Source organism: Pseudomonas sp. W15Feb34, assembly GCF_023127765.1.
In the GTDB taxonomy this organism is placed as follows: domain Bacteria; phylum Pseudomonadota; class Gammaproteobacteria; order Pseudomonadales; family Pseudomonadaceae; genus Aquipseudomonas; species Aquipseudomonas synxantha_A.
In genome coordinates, this window is the sequence record NZ_SPKN01000053.1 from 80,577 (window position 1) to 94,731 (window position 14,155).

At 60.1% G+C, this 14,155-nt stretch carries 13 protein-coding genes and 1 pseudogene; 9 read left to right on the forward strand and 5 right to left on the reverse strand.

Annotation, left to right across the window (positions count from 1 at the left end):
* Positions 1-27: 27 nt before the first annotated feature.
* From E4O97_RS26610 to E4O97_RS26640, 7 genes are all read left to right on the forward strand, one after another.
* Positions 28-2,370, forward strand: a complete 2,343-nt coding sequence (locus E4O97_RS26610) for an ATP-binding protein (protein ID WP_248162759.1) — start codon at positions 28-30, stop codon at positions 2,368-2,370.
* Positions 2,370-4,703 carry an ATP-binding protein gene (locus tag E4O97_RS26615; protein ID WP_216091154.1) on the forward strand — a complete coding sequence of 778 codons (2,334 nt, stop codon included), beginning with the start codon at positions 2,370-2,372 and terminating at the stop codon, positions 4,701-4,703. Before E4O97_RS26610 ends, E4O97_RS26615 begins: the two co-directional genes overlap by 1 nt.
* 277 nt (positions 4,704-4,980) lie before the next feature.
* Complete coding sequence (locus tag E4O97_RS26620; RefSeq protein ID WP_078821002.1) at positions 4,981-5,529, forward strand: fimbrial protein; 549 nt, start codon at positions 4,981-4,983, stop codon at positions 5,527-5,529.
* Positions 5,530-5,602: 73 nt separating this feature from the next.
* Complete coding sequence (locus tag E4O97_RS26625) at positions 5,603-6,349, forward strand: fimbria/pilus periplasmic chaperone (protein ID WP_078821003.1); 747 nt, start codon at positions 5,603-5,605, stop codon at positions 6,347-6,349.
* Positions 6,350-6,382: 33 nt separating this feature from the next.
* Entirely contained in the window at positions 6,383-8,980 is a 2,598-nt protein-coding gene (locus E4O97_RS26630) for a fimbria/pilus outer membrane usher protein (RefSeq protein ID WP_194440461.1), read from the forward strand.
* Positions 8,977-10,101, forward strand: a complete 1,125-nt coding sequence (locus tag E4O97_RS26635) for a fimbrial protein (RefSeq protein WP_078821005.1) — start codon at positions 8,977-8,979, stop codon at positions 10,099-10,101. Before E4O97_RS26630 ends, E4O97_RS26635 begins: the two co-directional genes overlap by 4 nt.
* Before the next feature lie 11 nt (positions 10,102-10,112).
* The gene (locus E4O97_RS26640; RefSeq protein WP_179119818.1) at positions 10,113-10,565 is read left to right on the forward strand and encodes a response regulator; all 453 of its coding nucleotides are present in this window, start codon (positions 10,113-10,115) and stop codon (positions 10,563-10,565) included.
* Here E4O97_RS26640 and E4O97_RS26645 read toward each other — a convergent pair.
* Together E4O97_RS26645 and E4O97_RS26650 are read right to left on the reverse strand one after the other, a co-directional pair.
* Positions 10,508-10,957, reverse strand: a complete 450-nt coding sequence (locus tag E4O97_RS26645; protein WP_078821006.1) for an N-acetyltransferase — start codon at positions 10,955-10,957, stop codon at positions 10,508-10,510. The genes E4O97_RS26640 and E4O97_RS26645 overlap by 58 nt on opposite strands.
* A complete protein-coding gene (locus E4O97_RS26650; RefSeq protein WP_078821007.1) occupies positions 10,954-11,403 on the reverse strand; it encodes a helix-turn-helix domain-containing protein in 450 nt (149 codons plus the stop codon). Before E4O97_RS26650 ends, E4O97_RS26645 begins: the two co-directional genes overlap by 4 nt.
* 81 nt (positions 11,404-11,484) lie before the next feature.
* Here E4O97_RS26650 and E4O97_RS26655 point away from each other — a divergent pair, with 81 nt between their 5' ends.
* Positions 11,485-11,973 (forward strand): DUF2938 domain-containing protein, encoded by a 489-nt coding sequence (locus E4O97_RS26655; protein WP_078821008.1) that lies wholly within the window; start codon positions 11,485-11,487, stop codon positions 11,971-11,973.
* Positions 11,974-11,979: 6 nt separating this feature from the next.
* Here E4O97_RS26655 and E4O97_RS26660 read toward each other — a convergent pair whose 3' ends face one another.
* From E4O97_RS26660 to E4O97_RS26670, 3 genes and pseudogenes are all read right to left on the reverse strand, one after another.
* Positions 11,980-12,435 carry a GNAT family N-acetyltransferase gene (locus tag E4O97_RS26660; protein WP_078821009.1) on the reverse strand — a complete coding sequence of 152 codons (456 nt, stop codon included), beginning with the start codon at positions 12,433-12,435 and terminating at the stop codon, positions 11,980-11,982.
* Between the two features lie 42 nt (positions 12,436-12,477).
* Positions 12,478-12,639: pseudogene (locus tag E4O97_RS26665) on the reverse strand (type II toxin-antitoxin system RelE/ParE family toxin); the annotation flags it as partial.
* Positions 12,640-12,648: 9 nt separating this feature from the next.
* Positions 12,649-12,894 (reverse strand): type II toxin-antitoxin system ParD family antitoxin, encoded by a 246-nt coding sequence (locus E4O97_RS26670; RefSeq protein WP_078821010.1) that lies wholly within the window; start codon positions 12,892-12,894, stop codon positions 12,649-12,651.
* A 241-nt stretch (positions 12,895-13,135) separates the two neighbouring features.
* Here E4O97_RS26670 and E4O97_RS26675 point away from each other — a divergent pair, with 241 nt between their 5' ends.
* Complete coding sequence (locus tag E4O97_RS26675; RefSeq protein ID WP_032876588.1) at positions 13,136-13,993, forward strand: SDR family oxidoreductase; 858 nt, start codon at positions 13,136-13,138, stop codon at positions 13,991-13,993.
* The last annotated feature ends 162 nt before the right edge of the window (positions 13,994-14,155 follow it).

Consider the following 14,155-nt stretch of genomic DNA (forward strand, 5'->3'; position numbering starts at 1 on the left):
ACCGTGGCGTTATGTAGCTTGCTGATAATGATGGTGCCTGCTGCAAGGGCCGGTCCGGTCGAGCTGAGTGCAGAGCAAAAGGATTGGGTCCAGACGCATCCAGTATTACGGGTCGGCGTGGTCGAAGACCTGATGCCCTTCGAATACATCAGCGACGCAGTCATGCGCGGGCGGTCGATAGAGTATTTGCAATTCGTCACGGCCGCGACCGGCCTTCAGTTCACGTTCGTACCTGGAAAAACGCTGGCCGAGCGCGAGAAAATGTTGCTGGAAGGCCAGGTTGACCTGCTGTCGTCTTATTTACGCTTCAGGTCTGAACCCACTACCAAGGGGCTTCGAACGCTTGCCTACGAATCGACCTCACCGGTCATTGTGACGCGTGTCGAGAGCCCCGATGTTTTCGATATTGACCAATTGCATGGTAAGACCGTAGCGATACCCGATGGTACGTATTACCAGCAGATCTTTCGCCGAAAAGGGGTGCAGGCCACTTTCAAAAAAAGCGCTTCAGCCTTGGAGATACTGACCAGCGTTGAAGACGGCAGTGCCGATGCGGCAATCGCGTCAGCCATCTTTCTAACGCCTTATCTGTATCAACGGTTCCAGGGCATTCTGGAAGTATCCGGTGTGCTCGGCAGCCAGGTGCTGGATGTGAGCATGGCGACCCGTACAGACCAGGTCATGCTGTATTCAATACTGGAGAAGGTGTTCGCCTCCATCACCGTCGAGCAACGCAACCGGCTGTATGGGCGCTGGTACCAGGATCTGGACCTGAATGTTCCATCGCTGCCCAGTATCGCCGCCCATTATTTGCATGTGTTGATCCTTGGCGCGCTCGTGCTGGTCAGCCTGTGCGCACTGCTGTATCGAGGCCAGCGTCAACGGCGCCTGGCGGTGCGTAACGAGCAGGAAAAAACCATGTTCCTGGCGGTGATGGGGCATGAAATCCGGTCACCGATGAATGCAGTGCTGGCGGCAATGGAATTGCTCGGGCACACCCGGCTCAACCAGCAACAGCGCCATTTGGCCCATTTGGCCAACAGTGGCGCCAACGCGCTGGGGCGACTGCTGGATGATGTCTTGGACAGGCCTGGCGCGATTGCCACACCGCCAAGGCTGGCTGTCGAGGCAATCGACATTGAGGCATTGGTTCAAGGTGTAGTTGGCCTGCATCGACTGCGTGCGCGGGAAAAACACCTGAGCTTGAACTGCCATATCCAGGCGCAGTTGCCCTTGTTGCTGCTCGACAGCTCCCGGCTCACGCAGATTTTTCATAACCTGCTATCCAACGCCATCAAGTTTACCGACACGGGCGGTATCGACATCGACGTAGCGTTAGCGGTTTCAGCGGACGGCACCGCGCAATTGCAGATTGAGGTTCGCGACAGTGGAGTCGGTATTTCAGACGCAGCGCAGGCCGCCCTGTTTCGTCCTTATGCCCAGGCCCGAGAGTCTTCCCGGCGCACAGGGGGCACCGGGTTGGGCCTGATGATCTGTCGGCAACTGGTGGGTTTGATGCAGGGGACGTTGACGCTGACGAGTGAGCAGGGCTCAGGCACGGCAGTGGCTATTCGCTTACCGGTGAGCATCGGCGAGGAGCCACCGGTCTTGATGCCGCAAGCGGCACCCTCAGCCCTGCCAACCGTAAGCGGCCTGCAGATTCTGGTGGTGGAAGATACCTATGCGAACCAGGAGGTTTTGCGTGCGCAGATCAGTGCATTCGGCTGCCAGCCAGTGATCGCGGCCGACGCCGCGCAAGCCTGGCCGCTGTTCAGGGCAACCGTATACGACCTGGTGCTGATGGACTGTGATTTGCCCGATGAAGACGGTTATGGCCTGGTGCGCAGGTTGCGCGCCCTGGAAATACAACTGGGGCGCACACGCAGCCCGATTATCGCGATCTCTGCCCTGACCGGCGACCGTCATCTTCAACGCTGTATTGAGGCGGGCATGGACGCGACGCTGAGCAAGCCCATACGCCTTGGGCAGCTGTGCGAAGTCATTGAACGCTGGTGCGGGGTCAAGCTGGCCGCCCCCAGTACCAGCTTGATGGCGCCTTTGCTGGATCAAGCCGCAATCAACCGTGAAATGGCCGGTGACCTGGCAAACCTGGTCAAAGCCATCGCCCTGTGCGACCGCGAATCGGCTCAACACGTGGCTCATCGATTGCACGGTGCGGCGTTGATCATGGAGTGGTCGGCACTGGCGCAGGCCGCCGAGTACATGGAGCGTCTGCTGTATGGCGAAACAGAGTGGGGACCGGTGCACGCCCAAGCCCTGCGGCCGTTGTTGCAGCATTGGGCCGCGTTGAGCGGCGATACAGTGCTCGACATACTGCCGGCGACGCGTGCGCAGCGGACGGCCCGCTGATGAGGCGCCTGCTGCTGGTACTGGCATTGGTGTGCCTTCCGGCGTCGGCAGGCGTGTACGCCAGTTCGCCACCGATGGTGTTGACGCAGCAGGAGGTGGACTGGATCGCCGCCCATCCGGTACTGCGTGTGGGTGTGTTCGAGGACCTGCTGCCATTCGAATACATGAGCGGCGGCCAATTGCGCGGTCTGTCGGCCAAGTACCTGAGGCTGATCGGACTGCGTACCGGTCTGCATTTCGAGCCGGTGCTGACCACCACGCGCAGTGCGCGCAAGGAGATGCTGATCAGCGGTGAGGTGGACATATTGTCCACTCGACGTCGTTCCGACGACCCGGCCCAGGATCGTGGGATGCTTTACACCCTGCCTTACAACACCAGTTCGACGATCCTTGTCAGTCGCTTTGGCGATCAGCCCCTGGCAGGCCTGGAACAGCTTGCCCACAAACGCTTGGTCATGTTGGGTCGCGAAGTCTATGGCGCCTTCCTGCGCGAAGAGGCGCCAGGGGTCACGCTCATCGCCGCCCAGAACGCGGTCGACATGATGGCGATGGTCAAGGACGGCAAGGCGGACGCCGCTATCGCTTCGGAGTGGTTGTTGATCCCGTATCTTTCCCGCCAGTACCAGGGCGTCTTGCAGATATCCGGCGTGGTGCCGCAACTGCACACCGGCGTCAGCATGGCGGTGCGCGATAGCGATGCGGTCCTGCTGTCGATCCTGGAGAAGGCATTGGCCTCCATCACCGGGGATGAGCGCAAGGCGATCTTCGATGCCTGGTTTGCCGACATGAACCTGGATATCCCGACCATCAGGTCCATCGCCGAACATTACGCGGGTGAGTTGTGGCTGTTGCTGGCCATTGTGCTGTTGCTCATCACGCTGGTGTGGCAAAGCCGGGTCCAGCGGCGGCGCGCGGTGCAGCGTGAGCGCGAGAAAGCGATGTTCCTCGCGGTCATGAGCCATGAAGTGCGCTCGCCCATGAATGCAGTGCTGGCGGCGGTCGAGCTGCTTGAGCACACCCCTCTGGACGAACAGCAGCGGCACTTCACGGACCTGGCCAATACCGGCGCCAATACCTTGCTGCGCCTGGTAGACGATGTGCTGGATATCTCCAAGATGGAGGCCGGGCAATTGCAGCTCAATCCTGAGCCGCTGGACTTGTGGTCACTGTTGCAACAGCAGGTGGATGATTACCGAGGCTATGCCGAGGAAAAGGGCCTGACGTTGACATTGACTGGCCAGCGCCCAGTCGCTTCAGCACTGCTCGATGACCAGCGGGTGGCCCAGGTGCTGCGTAACCTGATCTCCAACGCCATCAAGTTCACCGAGCACGGCCGGGTCGAGGTGCAATTGCTGTCGCCGGACACTCAGCCGGGGGCCAGTTCAGACGTGTTGATGCGTGTGGTCGACACCGGCATTGGTTTGTCCGACCAGGCGCAAGCTGCTCTGTTTCGGCCCTATGCCCGCGCCAGGCAATCATTCAAGCGCAGTGGCGGCACCGGTTTGGGGCTGGTGATCTGTCGCCGTTTGGTGAAGTTGATGCACGGCGAGCTGACCTTGAGCAGCGTCCCGGGGAGCGGCACCCAGGTCGAAGTGAGGTTGCCCGTCGAGTGGGCTGGAGCGCTTGAGCCGCCTGTGCGGGCAGCAGATCCTGATGCGGCGTCCAGGGAGGTTTCATTATGGGTGCTGGTGTCGGGAGGCGAATATGCCGATCAGCAAGCAGTAAAGGCCCTGCTTCAAGGTTTTGGCCTGGGCGTACGGCTGGCGGTCGAGGGTGACGAGACGCTGGCGCTCTTCAATCAGCACAGGGTCGATCTGGTACTGATCGATGAGCATCAGGCGTTCAACCTGAGCGGCCCTATGCGCGACGTGGAGCGCCAACAACAGCGCGGGCATTGTCCAATCATTGCGATGTCGCAGGTAACAGGTAATGACTATCTTGAACGCTGTTTTGAGGCCGGCCTGGACGGCGTGCTGAGCAAGCCGGTGCGTCAGGACAAATTGCAGCAAATGATCGAGCTGTGGTGCGATCAGGTCCTGATACCAGCGGCGCAGGTGCATGCTGCCTCAGGGCAAGAGCGGGAAGGGCAGCAAGAAGCACTGCGCCAGGATCTGAACCGTCTGTTCAGCGCTGTTGCCCTGCGTGATCGCCCGGTTGCCCTGCAGGCGGCGCATCGGCTAAAGGGGGCTGCACAGACGGTAGGCTGGACTGCGATAGCGGCCGGCGCCGAAGGGATCGAGTCGTTGTTGCACGATGAAGTGAACTGGCCAACCGTAGCGGTTGCGGATCAACTCAATCTTATGGCGCAAGACTGGGCTGCGGCCGGTTATTGAATAACGCGTCTTGCCTCGACAGCCTGGTTTTTAGGACCACTCCTATAGACGAAGTAGTGACCCTCCCAACAAATAACATAAGTTGAAGTGCGTAAGTTTTTGCCGAGCGAAACAGACGTTAATTGTTGAAAATATTGAGTGGCTTAGTTGTTTTTAGGAGCACTCCTATATTGGGTGTTGCGCGGACTCCCTACACTTCACTGCGCAACAACACAGAAGTTATCCAGCACCGGAAACTTCTTCACTTACCTGGTATATCGCTCTCTCGGAGTTACTCATGAATTACAAAGCCCGCGTCCTCGCTGCATTGGTCGCCGCAACCGCCACCTCCGCTGCCATGGCTTCGGATGGCACCATCAATTTCAACGGTGAACTGAAGGCCGAGACCTGCCAGGTTGCAGTGAATGGGGCGGCCGGCTCGGCAGGCACCACCGTCACGCTGCCGACTATCTCCACTGCTTCCCTGGCCTCTGCTGGTCAGGTGGCGGGCCAGACCGGTTTCAGCATTCAGTTGAGCAAATGCTCGGCAGCGCTGAAAACCGCGGCTGCATTCTTTGAAGCCGGCGGCTCGGTTGACCCGGCCAGCGGCAACTTGAAGAACATCGGCGGTGGTGCCACCAAGGTCCAACTGCAATTGGTCGACGCATCCAATGGCAAGGCCATCAAAGCCGGTGACACCGCACAAGTGGCGTCCACCAGCCGTATCGACATCGATGCCACCTCACTCAGCGCAGACCTGCCATACGCAGTTCAGTACTATGCCCAGGCCGCGACCACGCCGGGCACCGTTATCAGCAACGTGACTTACTCCATCAATTATCAGTAAGTCGCCGGTAATGAAGGCACGCCCTGTTGTTTATTTAAAGGGCGTGTTTTCGGGGCGGCATTGGGACTAAGTCATGCCTTGCATACTTGCATTTAAACAATTGCTTCTGGCAAGCCTTGTGGCACTTGGGTGTTCCCAGGCGCTGGCAGGTGTAGTGATCACCGGTACCCGCGTGATCTACCCGGCGGACCAGAAAGAAGTCACGGTAAAACTCAATAACAACGGTACTCAACCCGCGTTGATGCAAGCGTGGATTGACACCGGCAGTGTGGAGTCCACCCCCACCAGCTCCAAGGCGCCGTTTCTGCTGTCGCCTCCGGTGGCGCGTATCGACCCGACCAAGGGCCAAAGCCTGCGAGTGCTATTCACGGGGACAGCGCTGCCCCAGGACAAGGAGTCGGTTTTCTGGCTCAACGTGCTGGAAATTCCGCCTAAACCCGAGGCTGGGGAAGACCTGAACACTCTGCAAATGGCCTTCCGTTCGCGGATCAAATTGTTCTATCGCCCGACCGGTCTTGCAGGCACCGCCAGCGAAGCGATCGAGCAGGTGCAATGGCAACTGGTTGCGGCCCGCGATGGCCAGGGCCTTGCCCTGCAAGCGTTCAACCCGTCGGCGTTTCACGTATCGCTGGTCGAGCTGGACCTGGTGGCCGGCGGTCAGCGCGCGCGCAGTGAGGACGGCATGGTGGGCCCGGGTCAAACCCGGCAATTTCCGCTGCCGACTCTTAAAACCCCACCCGCCGCAGGCGCACAGGTGGAGTTCAGCGCAATCAACGATTACGGCGCGCTGATCCCGACTCGGAAAGCACTCAAGCCCTGATCAATTCCTGACGTCTTTACCCGCGAGTCATTTATGCAGACCTCTTCCCGCTCCAGGCCGCCTCTGGGGGCGCAGCCTCGCTTCGCCCTGAATCCGCTCACCCGCTTGATACTCAAGGTACTGGCCGTCACGCCAGGCGCCTGGGGCGTACACGCCGCGATGGCGCAAGAGGTGCAGTTCAACGATGCATTCCTGCCGGAAGACTCACGCAATCTCGACCTCGGCAAATACCAGGCCGGTAACCCGGTGACCCCTGGGCAGTACCGTGCGGACGTTGTGCTCAACGGCCAGTTGAACAGTCGCCAGGACATACGTATCGAGGCCCAGCCTGACGGCAGCAAGCCGGTGGTGTGCATGGACCATGGTTTGCTTGAGCGCCAGGGCGTGAACATCGCCAAACTGTCGCCCGAAGCCAGCCAGGCGCTTGACGGTCCAGGTTGCACGGCATTGAGCAGTTTGATCCAGGGTGCCAGTGCGAACTTTTCCCCGGAGAACCAGGCGCTCGACCTCAGCATCCCCCAGGCGGCCTTGAAGCGAAATTCGCGGGGTTATGTCAGCCCTGAACTGTGGGACCGTGGCGTCACCGCAGGCCTGCTCAGTTACAACTTCAATGCCAATCGCAACCGCACCCGCAGTGGCAACAATGACTCGGCCTTCCTGGGGCTCAATGCCGGCCTCAACCTTGGCGATTGGCGCTTGCGTCACAATGCATCGGTAGGCTGGCAATCGCGCAACGGTAGCCAGTACCAGGCGTTGGACAGCTACGCCCAACGCGATATCACTGCGCTGAAAAGCCAGCTGACTGTGGGTGAGTCCAACACCAGCGGCGAGATCTTCGACACCTTGTCTTATCGCGGCGTGCAGTTGGCCAGTGATGACCGCATGTTGCCCGACTCCATGCGCGGGTATGCGCCGGTTATTCGTGGCATCGCCCGCACCAATGCGCGCGTCACCATTCGCCAGGCCGGCAACGTGCTGCTGGAAACCACGGTCGCCCCCGGCGCCTTCGTGATTGACGACCTGTACTCCACCGGCTACGGGGGCGATCTCAACGTGAGCGTGGCCGAGGCGGACGGTACCGAACAAAACTTTATCGTGCCCTATGCCTCGGTCAGTCAGTTGCTGCGTCCTGGCACGTCACGTTTCAGCGTTACCGCCGGTGAAACCCGCAACAACTTCGTTGACGAGCAGACGCGCCTGCTGCAAGGCACGCTGCAATATGGCCTGAACAACACCTTCACCGGGTTCGGCGGTGTGCAATCGAGCGATCACTACGCGGCTGTCCTCACAGGCTTGGCGTTCGGCACGCCGATCGGCGCCTTGGCGGTGGACGTGACACACGCCCAGACCGACCTGGCTGCCGGTCGGGCGAAGGGGCAGAGCATGCGCCTGTCCTACAGCAAGAACATTCTTAGCACCGGCAGTAACTTTTCGGTGGCGGCCTACCGTTTTTCCACCCGTGACTACCTGGATTTCAGCAATGCCGTGCAGCTGCTCGATGCCGAGAAAAACGGTTGGGACACCAGCCAGTTCGGCCGCCCGCGCAGCCGCTTGTCACTCACCGCCGACCAGAGCTTCGGGCCTTGGGGCCAGGTGTCGATCAGCGGCTATGCCCAGAACTACTGGAACCAGCAGGGCAGCGACGTGCAGTACCAGCTCAGCTACAGCAAGCAGTTCAACCGGGTGAGTTTCAGCGTGAATGCCAACCGCAGCCGCATGGGCCTGGGCGATATGGAAAACAGTTTTCTGCTGACCATGAGCATGCCGCTCGAATTTGGCGGCTCGGGCTATGGGCCGCAAGTCACCGCACAACTGGGCCGTGACACTCGCGGCAATTACAGCGAGCAGGCGGGTATCAGCGGCACTGCCGGCCAGGATCGCCAATATGGCTATGGCGCCACCTTCGGTCATGACGGCGCCAGCAACACCAAGAGTGCCGCCCTCAACGGCCAGTACACCGGCGCCCGCGCCATGCTCAGTGCCGCCCTGGGCCGAGGCGATGGCTATACCAGCGCATCGGTGGGCGCGAGCGGTACGGTAGTGGCCCATGGCGATGGTGTGACCATGACGCCTTACCGCGGCGAAACCATGGCCGTGGTCAGCGCGCCAGGCGCCGAGGGGGCGAAGGTCTCCGGCTACCCGGGCCTGAGGCTCGACGGCAGCGGCAACGCCGTGGTGCCGTACCTGCGCCCGTATGAGTTGAACGAGGTGGCGATCGACCCGATCGGCAGTTCCCTGGACGTTGAGTTGAGCGAAACCAGCCAGCAGACCGCGCCGCGTGCCGGTGCAGTCGTGCACCTCAAATACACCACCAACCAGGGCCGGGCGGTGTTGCTCAATGTGCGCCTGGACGACGGCAGCAGCCTGCCGTTCGGCGCGGGGGTGACCGACGGCGAGGGGGCCACCGTGGGCGTGGTCGGGCAGGGCGGGCAACTGTATGCGCGGATCAAACCCGAGACGCGCCGCTTGCTGGTCAATTGGGGCAGCCGGGCGCAGCAGCAGTGCGCCCTGACGATCCCGCCAGGCCCTGGCGATGGGCAACAGCTGCAACAAGTGGACGCCGTGTGTGCGGCCGGCAAACAGGTCGCTGACAGCGTGCAGCCCAACACCCAGCAAAAGGTAGCGTTATGAACATCGGTTCTTTTATCAAACTGGGGTTGCTGGGCATGGCCTTGTGGGCCTCGGCCGGCACGGCCATGGCGGTCACCTGTTCCTACATGGACGGTGTCCGGCCTGCCGTTGGCTCCATGCCGTTGCAGATCTCGGCGATCACCGTCGGGCGTGATGTGCCGGTGGGCACTGAGGTCTATCGTCAAAGATTCAATATGGCGACAGGCCAGGCGGTCAAGCTTGAGTGCCTTTTCGCGCCGTATCAACAGTGGACCGAACTCACGGTTGAATCCAGCTATGCCCTTGCCAATATGACCACTGGCACCTATGCCAATAAGGTCTACAGAACCAGCGTTCCCGGATTGGGCGTTGCTTTCAATAGCTACGGTGGCCTGCTGCCCAGGCAAAGCGCCAAGGCATGGACCACGTGTACGCCCGGGTGGCGATGCCTCGTGCCGTTTGACGGGCCTTCGAACTTTGAGCTGATCTTGATCAAGATTGGCGAGGTGACGCCGGGTGTGCTGGTGGGCAATACATTGCCGATTGTGAGTCTGTTCGGCAATTTCGGCGACGCCAGAATGAACGGCTTCAGGATGGGCATTTCCGGCAGCATCCAGATTGTTTCGCGAACCTGCAGTACACCGGATGTCTCGGTGCCCATGGGCACACACCTGGTCAATAAATTCACTGGCCTTAACAGCAGCACGGGCTGGACGGATTTTGCCATCGCCTTGAATGACTGCCCGGCGTTCAACGGCATGTTTTCCACTACCGGTCCCGGCTGGATTTCACAAAGCGGTAACTCACCCACCGGCACCGGCACCAGCGGGACCCGCGTCAACAACACACTGCAATACCGCATCGACCCGGCTCGGACGGCCATCAATGCAAGCAACGGCATTCTGAGCCTCGACCCGAGCACGGCCGGCAATGCGCCTGCCGCGACTGGCGTCGGCATTCAGGTCGCCACCAGCAACGGCGTTGCCCTGCCATTGGCGAGCAACCGAAATGCGGGCCTGTCCCTCAGGAGTACCGAAAGCAGTTATTCCATCCCGCTGCGCGCGCGCTACCTGCAAACCGGGGCCAAGGTTACGCCGGGGCCGGCGAATGCGTCGGCAACCTTCACGATCATTTATCAGTGAGTGGTGGGGACATGACCAATAAAGCGCTACGTATTCTGATTGCCGATGGGCAGCACTTCTACCGCTTGAAAATCGAGCGGGCGTTGAACCAGTTGGGCTATTACCGTATCGCGCCGATACACCGGCTGGATGAAGTCCTCAGTGCTGTGGAGTTCGGCGATACGCCGCTGGATGTGCTGATCATCAATGCCGCCCTGGCGCACAGCGTGAAATTCGATTTGCTCTGGTTCATCAGGGACAACCCACAGATTCGTCATGTATTGATCTATGGTCAGGGCGAACGCGCTTCGCCCGCGCTTGCGTGGTGCCATGTGCCCAACGTGCTGATCAGTGCGGCGCCGTTGCCTGATCCGGAGGCGCTGGCGGCGTTTATGGGAAAGGTCGAGTGCAATACGGGTTGGAGTAATCAGGGCAGTGGGTCAAATAATCCATCAGGCGCCCAGCCCATCACTGTTTCAAGGTGACCTGTGTGTTCGTCCCGTTGCTCTCTGAATACGGTAAAACCGTGCTTCTTGTAGAAGTGAAGGCTGGGAACATTCTGCGAATACACGCTCAGTTGAAGTGAGGTTCTGGCTGCCTGCGCGTCCTTGAGCAATTGTGTACCGATACCACTGCCCTGATGCTCAGGCGCGACAAACAGCGCCGCCAGGGTGTCTTCATATACGCAACTGAAGCCCAGCACTTTCCCGTCGGCTTCAAACACACGGGTCACGGCGCTGGGCAGGTAGACCTCGCGCATGGCGCCCAGTTGGTCATGCCAGAAGGGGGGGGCGATAAAGTGGTGGGCCAGGATGGACGCTTGCAGCCAAATATCCAGGACGGGTTCCAGGTCGGCAGGTTGAAAGTGGCGAATCATAGTGCCTCAGTGTTTGAGTGAGCAGGCCGAACCCTGGCGAGACCGGCGCTGCCGCGCTTGAAGGTTCCTGCTGCTGCGATGGTGAGTAGGCGGCGAAAAGTCGGGCATTGTGCGTGGTTGGGGGCAGGGCAGGCGGCCGCATGGCGCAAGCCCCGGCTCATCGCCTGCAGGTGTTTGACCGTGGCATCAATCTCGTCGGCCTTGGCCAGCAGCACCGCTCTATCCACATTGGCCTGGCCATTGGGTGACAGCATGGCGTGTATCTCGTCCAGCGACAGGCCACCCGCCCGCCCGAGGGCGATGACCGCCAACTGCTCAACGACCGCTGCTGCGAAATGACGGCGAGCACCGGGCGGGCTGGTCGATGTAATCAACCCCTTCTTTTCATAAAAACGCAGCGTATGGGCAGCAATGCCCGTGCGTTTGACGACCTCGGTGATATCCATAGACAGACCATTGACTTGAAGTTGACTTCAACTTCTATGATGCCTGCGCAGGTTGAATGGGTCCATGACTAAGAGGTAGGTATGACAGCGCTGGAAGGGGTTGCACAGGTGGTGTTGTTGGGGGCAGGGGCTACCGTGGTGATGGATATGTGGATGCTGCTGATGAAGGTGCTTGGCGTTCCGACCCTGAATTTTGCGTTCGTTGGGCGTTGGGTCGGCCATGCGTGCCGGGGGCGATTTGCGCATTCAAGCATTGGGCAAGCGCTTCCCGTTCGAGGTGAAGTAGCCCTGGGTTGGATCGCGCATTACGTCACCGGAGTGGTGTTCGCGTGGGTGCTGGTGTGGATTGAAGGCGATGCCTGGTTGCTGGCGCCGACCTTTGTACCTGCACTGGCGTGGGGTGTTGTGACAGTGGCCGTTCCGCTGTTTGTGATACAGCCGGCCATGGGGGCCGGGTTTGCATCGTCCAGGACGCCGACGCCAGGCAAGAACCGACTGCGCAGCCTGATCAATCATGGCGTGTTTGGTGTGGGCCTTTACCTGGCGGCGTGGGTGATCGCCTGGGCCTGATGCAGATCAGCGCAGGAATTTGACGTACACGCACTCGGGGTCGTCTTCGTCGAGGTTCTCGATCTGCCCGCTGGGTATGAATCCGGCCTTTGTCATCAATGCCTGGGACGCGCGATTGGAGGCGTTGGTGGAGGCGAACAACTTCGGCGTCTTGCAGGCCGCCTCGGCCGCCGCCAGCAGGCGCAGGGCCACACCCTGGCGCTGGCAGGTCGGTGATACCACCACAAGGGCAATAAAGCCGTGATCGAAAAAGTCGTGGGTGAGCACCAGGTACCCGGCGCACGCGTGGTCGCTGACTGCCACCAGGCATTGCTGGTTAACCACGGCGTCGTGGATAAATACGCGGCGGTGGGCATGGGCAGCCGCGTAGGCGTCCAGTTCAACCAGGGCGTGTACGTCGTCGGGTTGGGCCTGGCGGATCAGCCACTGGGGCGTGGCGGGAGGTAGTTGTGCGTCAGCCATTTCGATCTCTATTCGACTCTACCGAGTGGACGGTTCGTGGTGTCATAGCTTGCGGGTTGTATCCATCCGGTCATGGAGGATACGAATGATTGAAATCCCATACGTAGTGATCCTGAAGTAAATCATGTGCTGCTCAATACTGCGCCGTCGATAGCCACTACGGATTTGGTCACAAGCCGGAGCTGTCTTAGGGTATTGCGCCAAAGACGGTATTCAGCCATGGGCGTCCAGCATCCTCTGTTTGAACGCCGCAGGATCAAAGCGCCGAGGTTCGCCGCTGGCTTCACCTTCAAGCAACGCAGCGCGAATGGCCTCCACTTGCGCGCTACGATCTTGTTCGCGACGAATCAAGTCCCGGATGTACTCGCTGTCATTGGTGTAATGGCCTGCTTCGATTTGTGCTTTTATCCAGCCATCTTGTTGATCCGTCACGGTGATGGTTTTTCGTACAGTGGCCATGATGGGGGCTCCAGAAGAATCTTTGTGTGAACCTATCATACTACTGGTGCGATATTGAGCATCCGAGATGAGTGGTTAAAAGAAGTCGTGTTTGGTATGAGCCGTCCCCGGTGCGTGAGGACATGCGCCTACCCGAATGGCGCAAACCCACGGCAACGGTTATCCGATTTTATGAAAATTGCTCTGAACTATCGCGCTCGGCACGCCCTCGCAACAGTATCCATACACAGGAGGGAATCCGATGAACCACTACCCAACACCACCCTTCAATCCCCAGCAGCAGCCCGTTCCGGGCGACCAGCGCAAGATGGACCCGGTGCCGGATTGCGGTGAGCAAAGCTACAAAGGCTCGGGGCGCCTGGCCAACAAGATTGCGTTGATCACCGGCGCCGACAGCGGTATCGGGCGTGCGGTGGCAATTGCCTTTGCTCGCGAAGGCGCGGACGTCGCGGTGTCGTATCTGGACGAGCATGAGGACGCCAAGGAGACCGCTCGCTGGGTCGAAGCGGCAGGGCGCCAGTGCCTGTTGCTGCCCGGCGACCTGGGCGACGCGGCGCAGTGCACGGCGATCGTCAATGACACCGTCGAGAAATTCGGCCGTATCGATGTGCTGGTCAATAACGCTGCATTCCAGATGACCTATAAGTCTCTGGAGGACATTCCCGACGAGGATTGGGTGAAAACCTTCAACGTCAATATCACGGCGATGTTTCGCATCTGCAAGGCAGCGTTGCCGCATATGGCGCAAGGCAGTTCGATCATCAACACCTCGTCGGTCAATTCCGATATGCCCAACCCGACCCTGTTGCCCTATGCGGCCACCAAGGGTGCCATTGCCAACTTCACCGCCGGCCTGGCGCAGATGCTGGGCGAGCGTGGCATTCGGGTGAACAGCGTAGCGCCGGGGCCGATCTGGACGCCGTTGATCGTGTCGACCATGCCCGAGGAGTCGGTGAAGCATTTCGGTGGCAACACGCCACTGGGCCGCCCAGGCCAGCCGGTGGAAGTGGCGCCCATCTATGTGTTGCTGGCGTCGGATGAAGGCAGTTACATCTCTGGCGAGCGCTATGGCGTGACGGGGGGCAAGCCGATTCTTTGAACAGGCACATAACCCTGATTCAAGCAGCTCTAAAATGTGGGAGGGGGCTTGCCCCCGATAGCCATGGGTATCTACACAACTTCGTAGCAGCCACCAGTAACCACGATGCGAAGCGAGCCGCTCTTGATCTGCATTTGATCTTGATCTTAGGCGCCCCGTTAA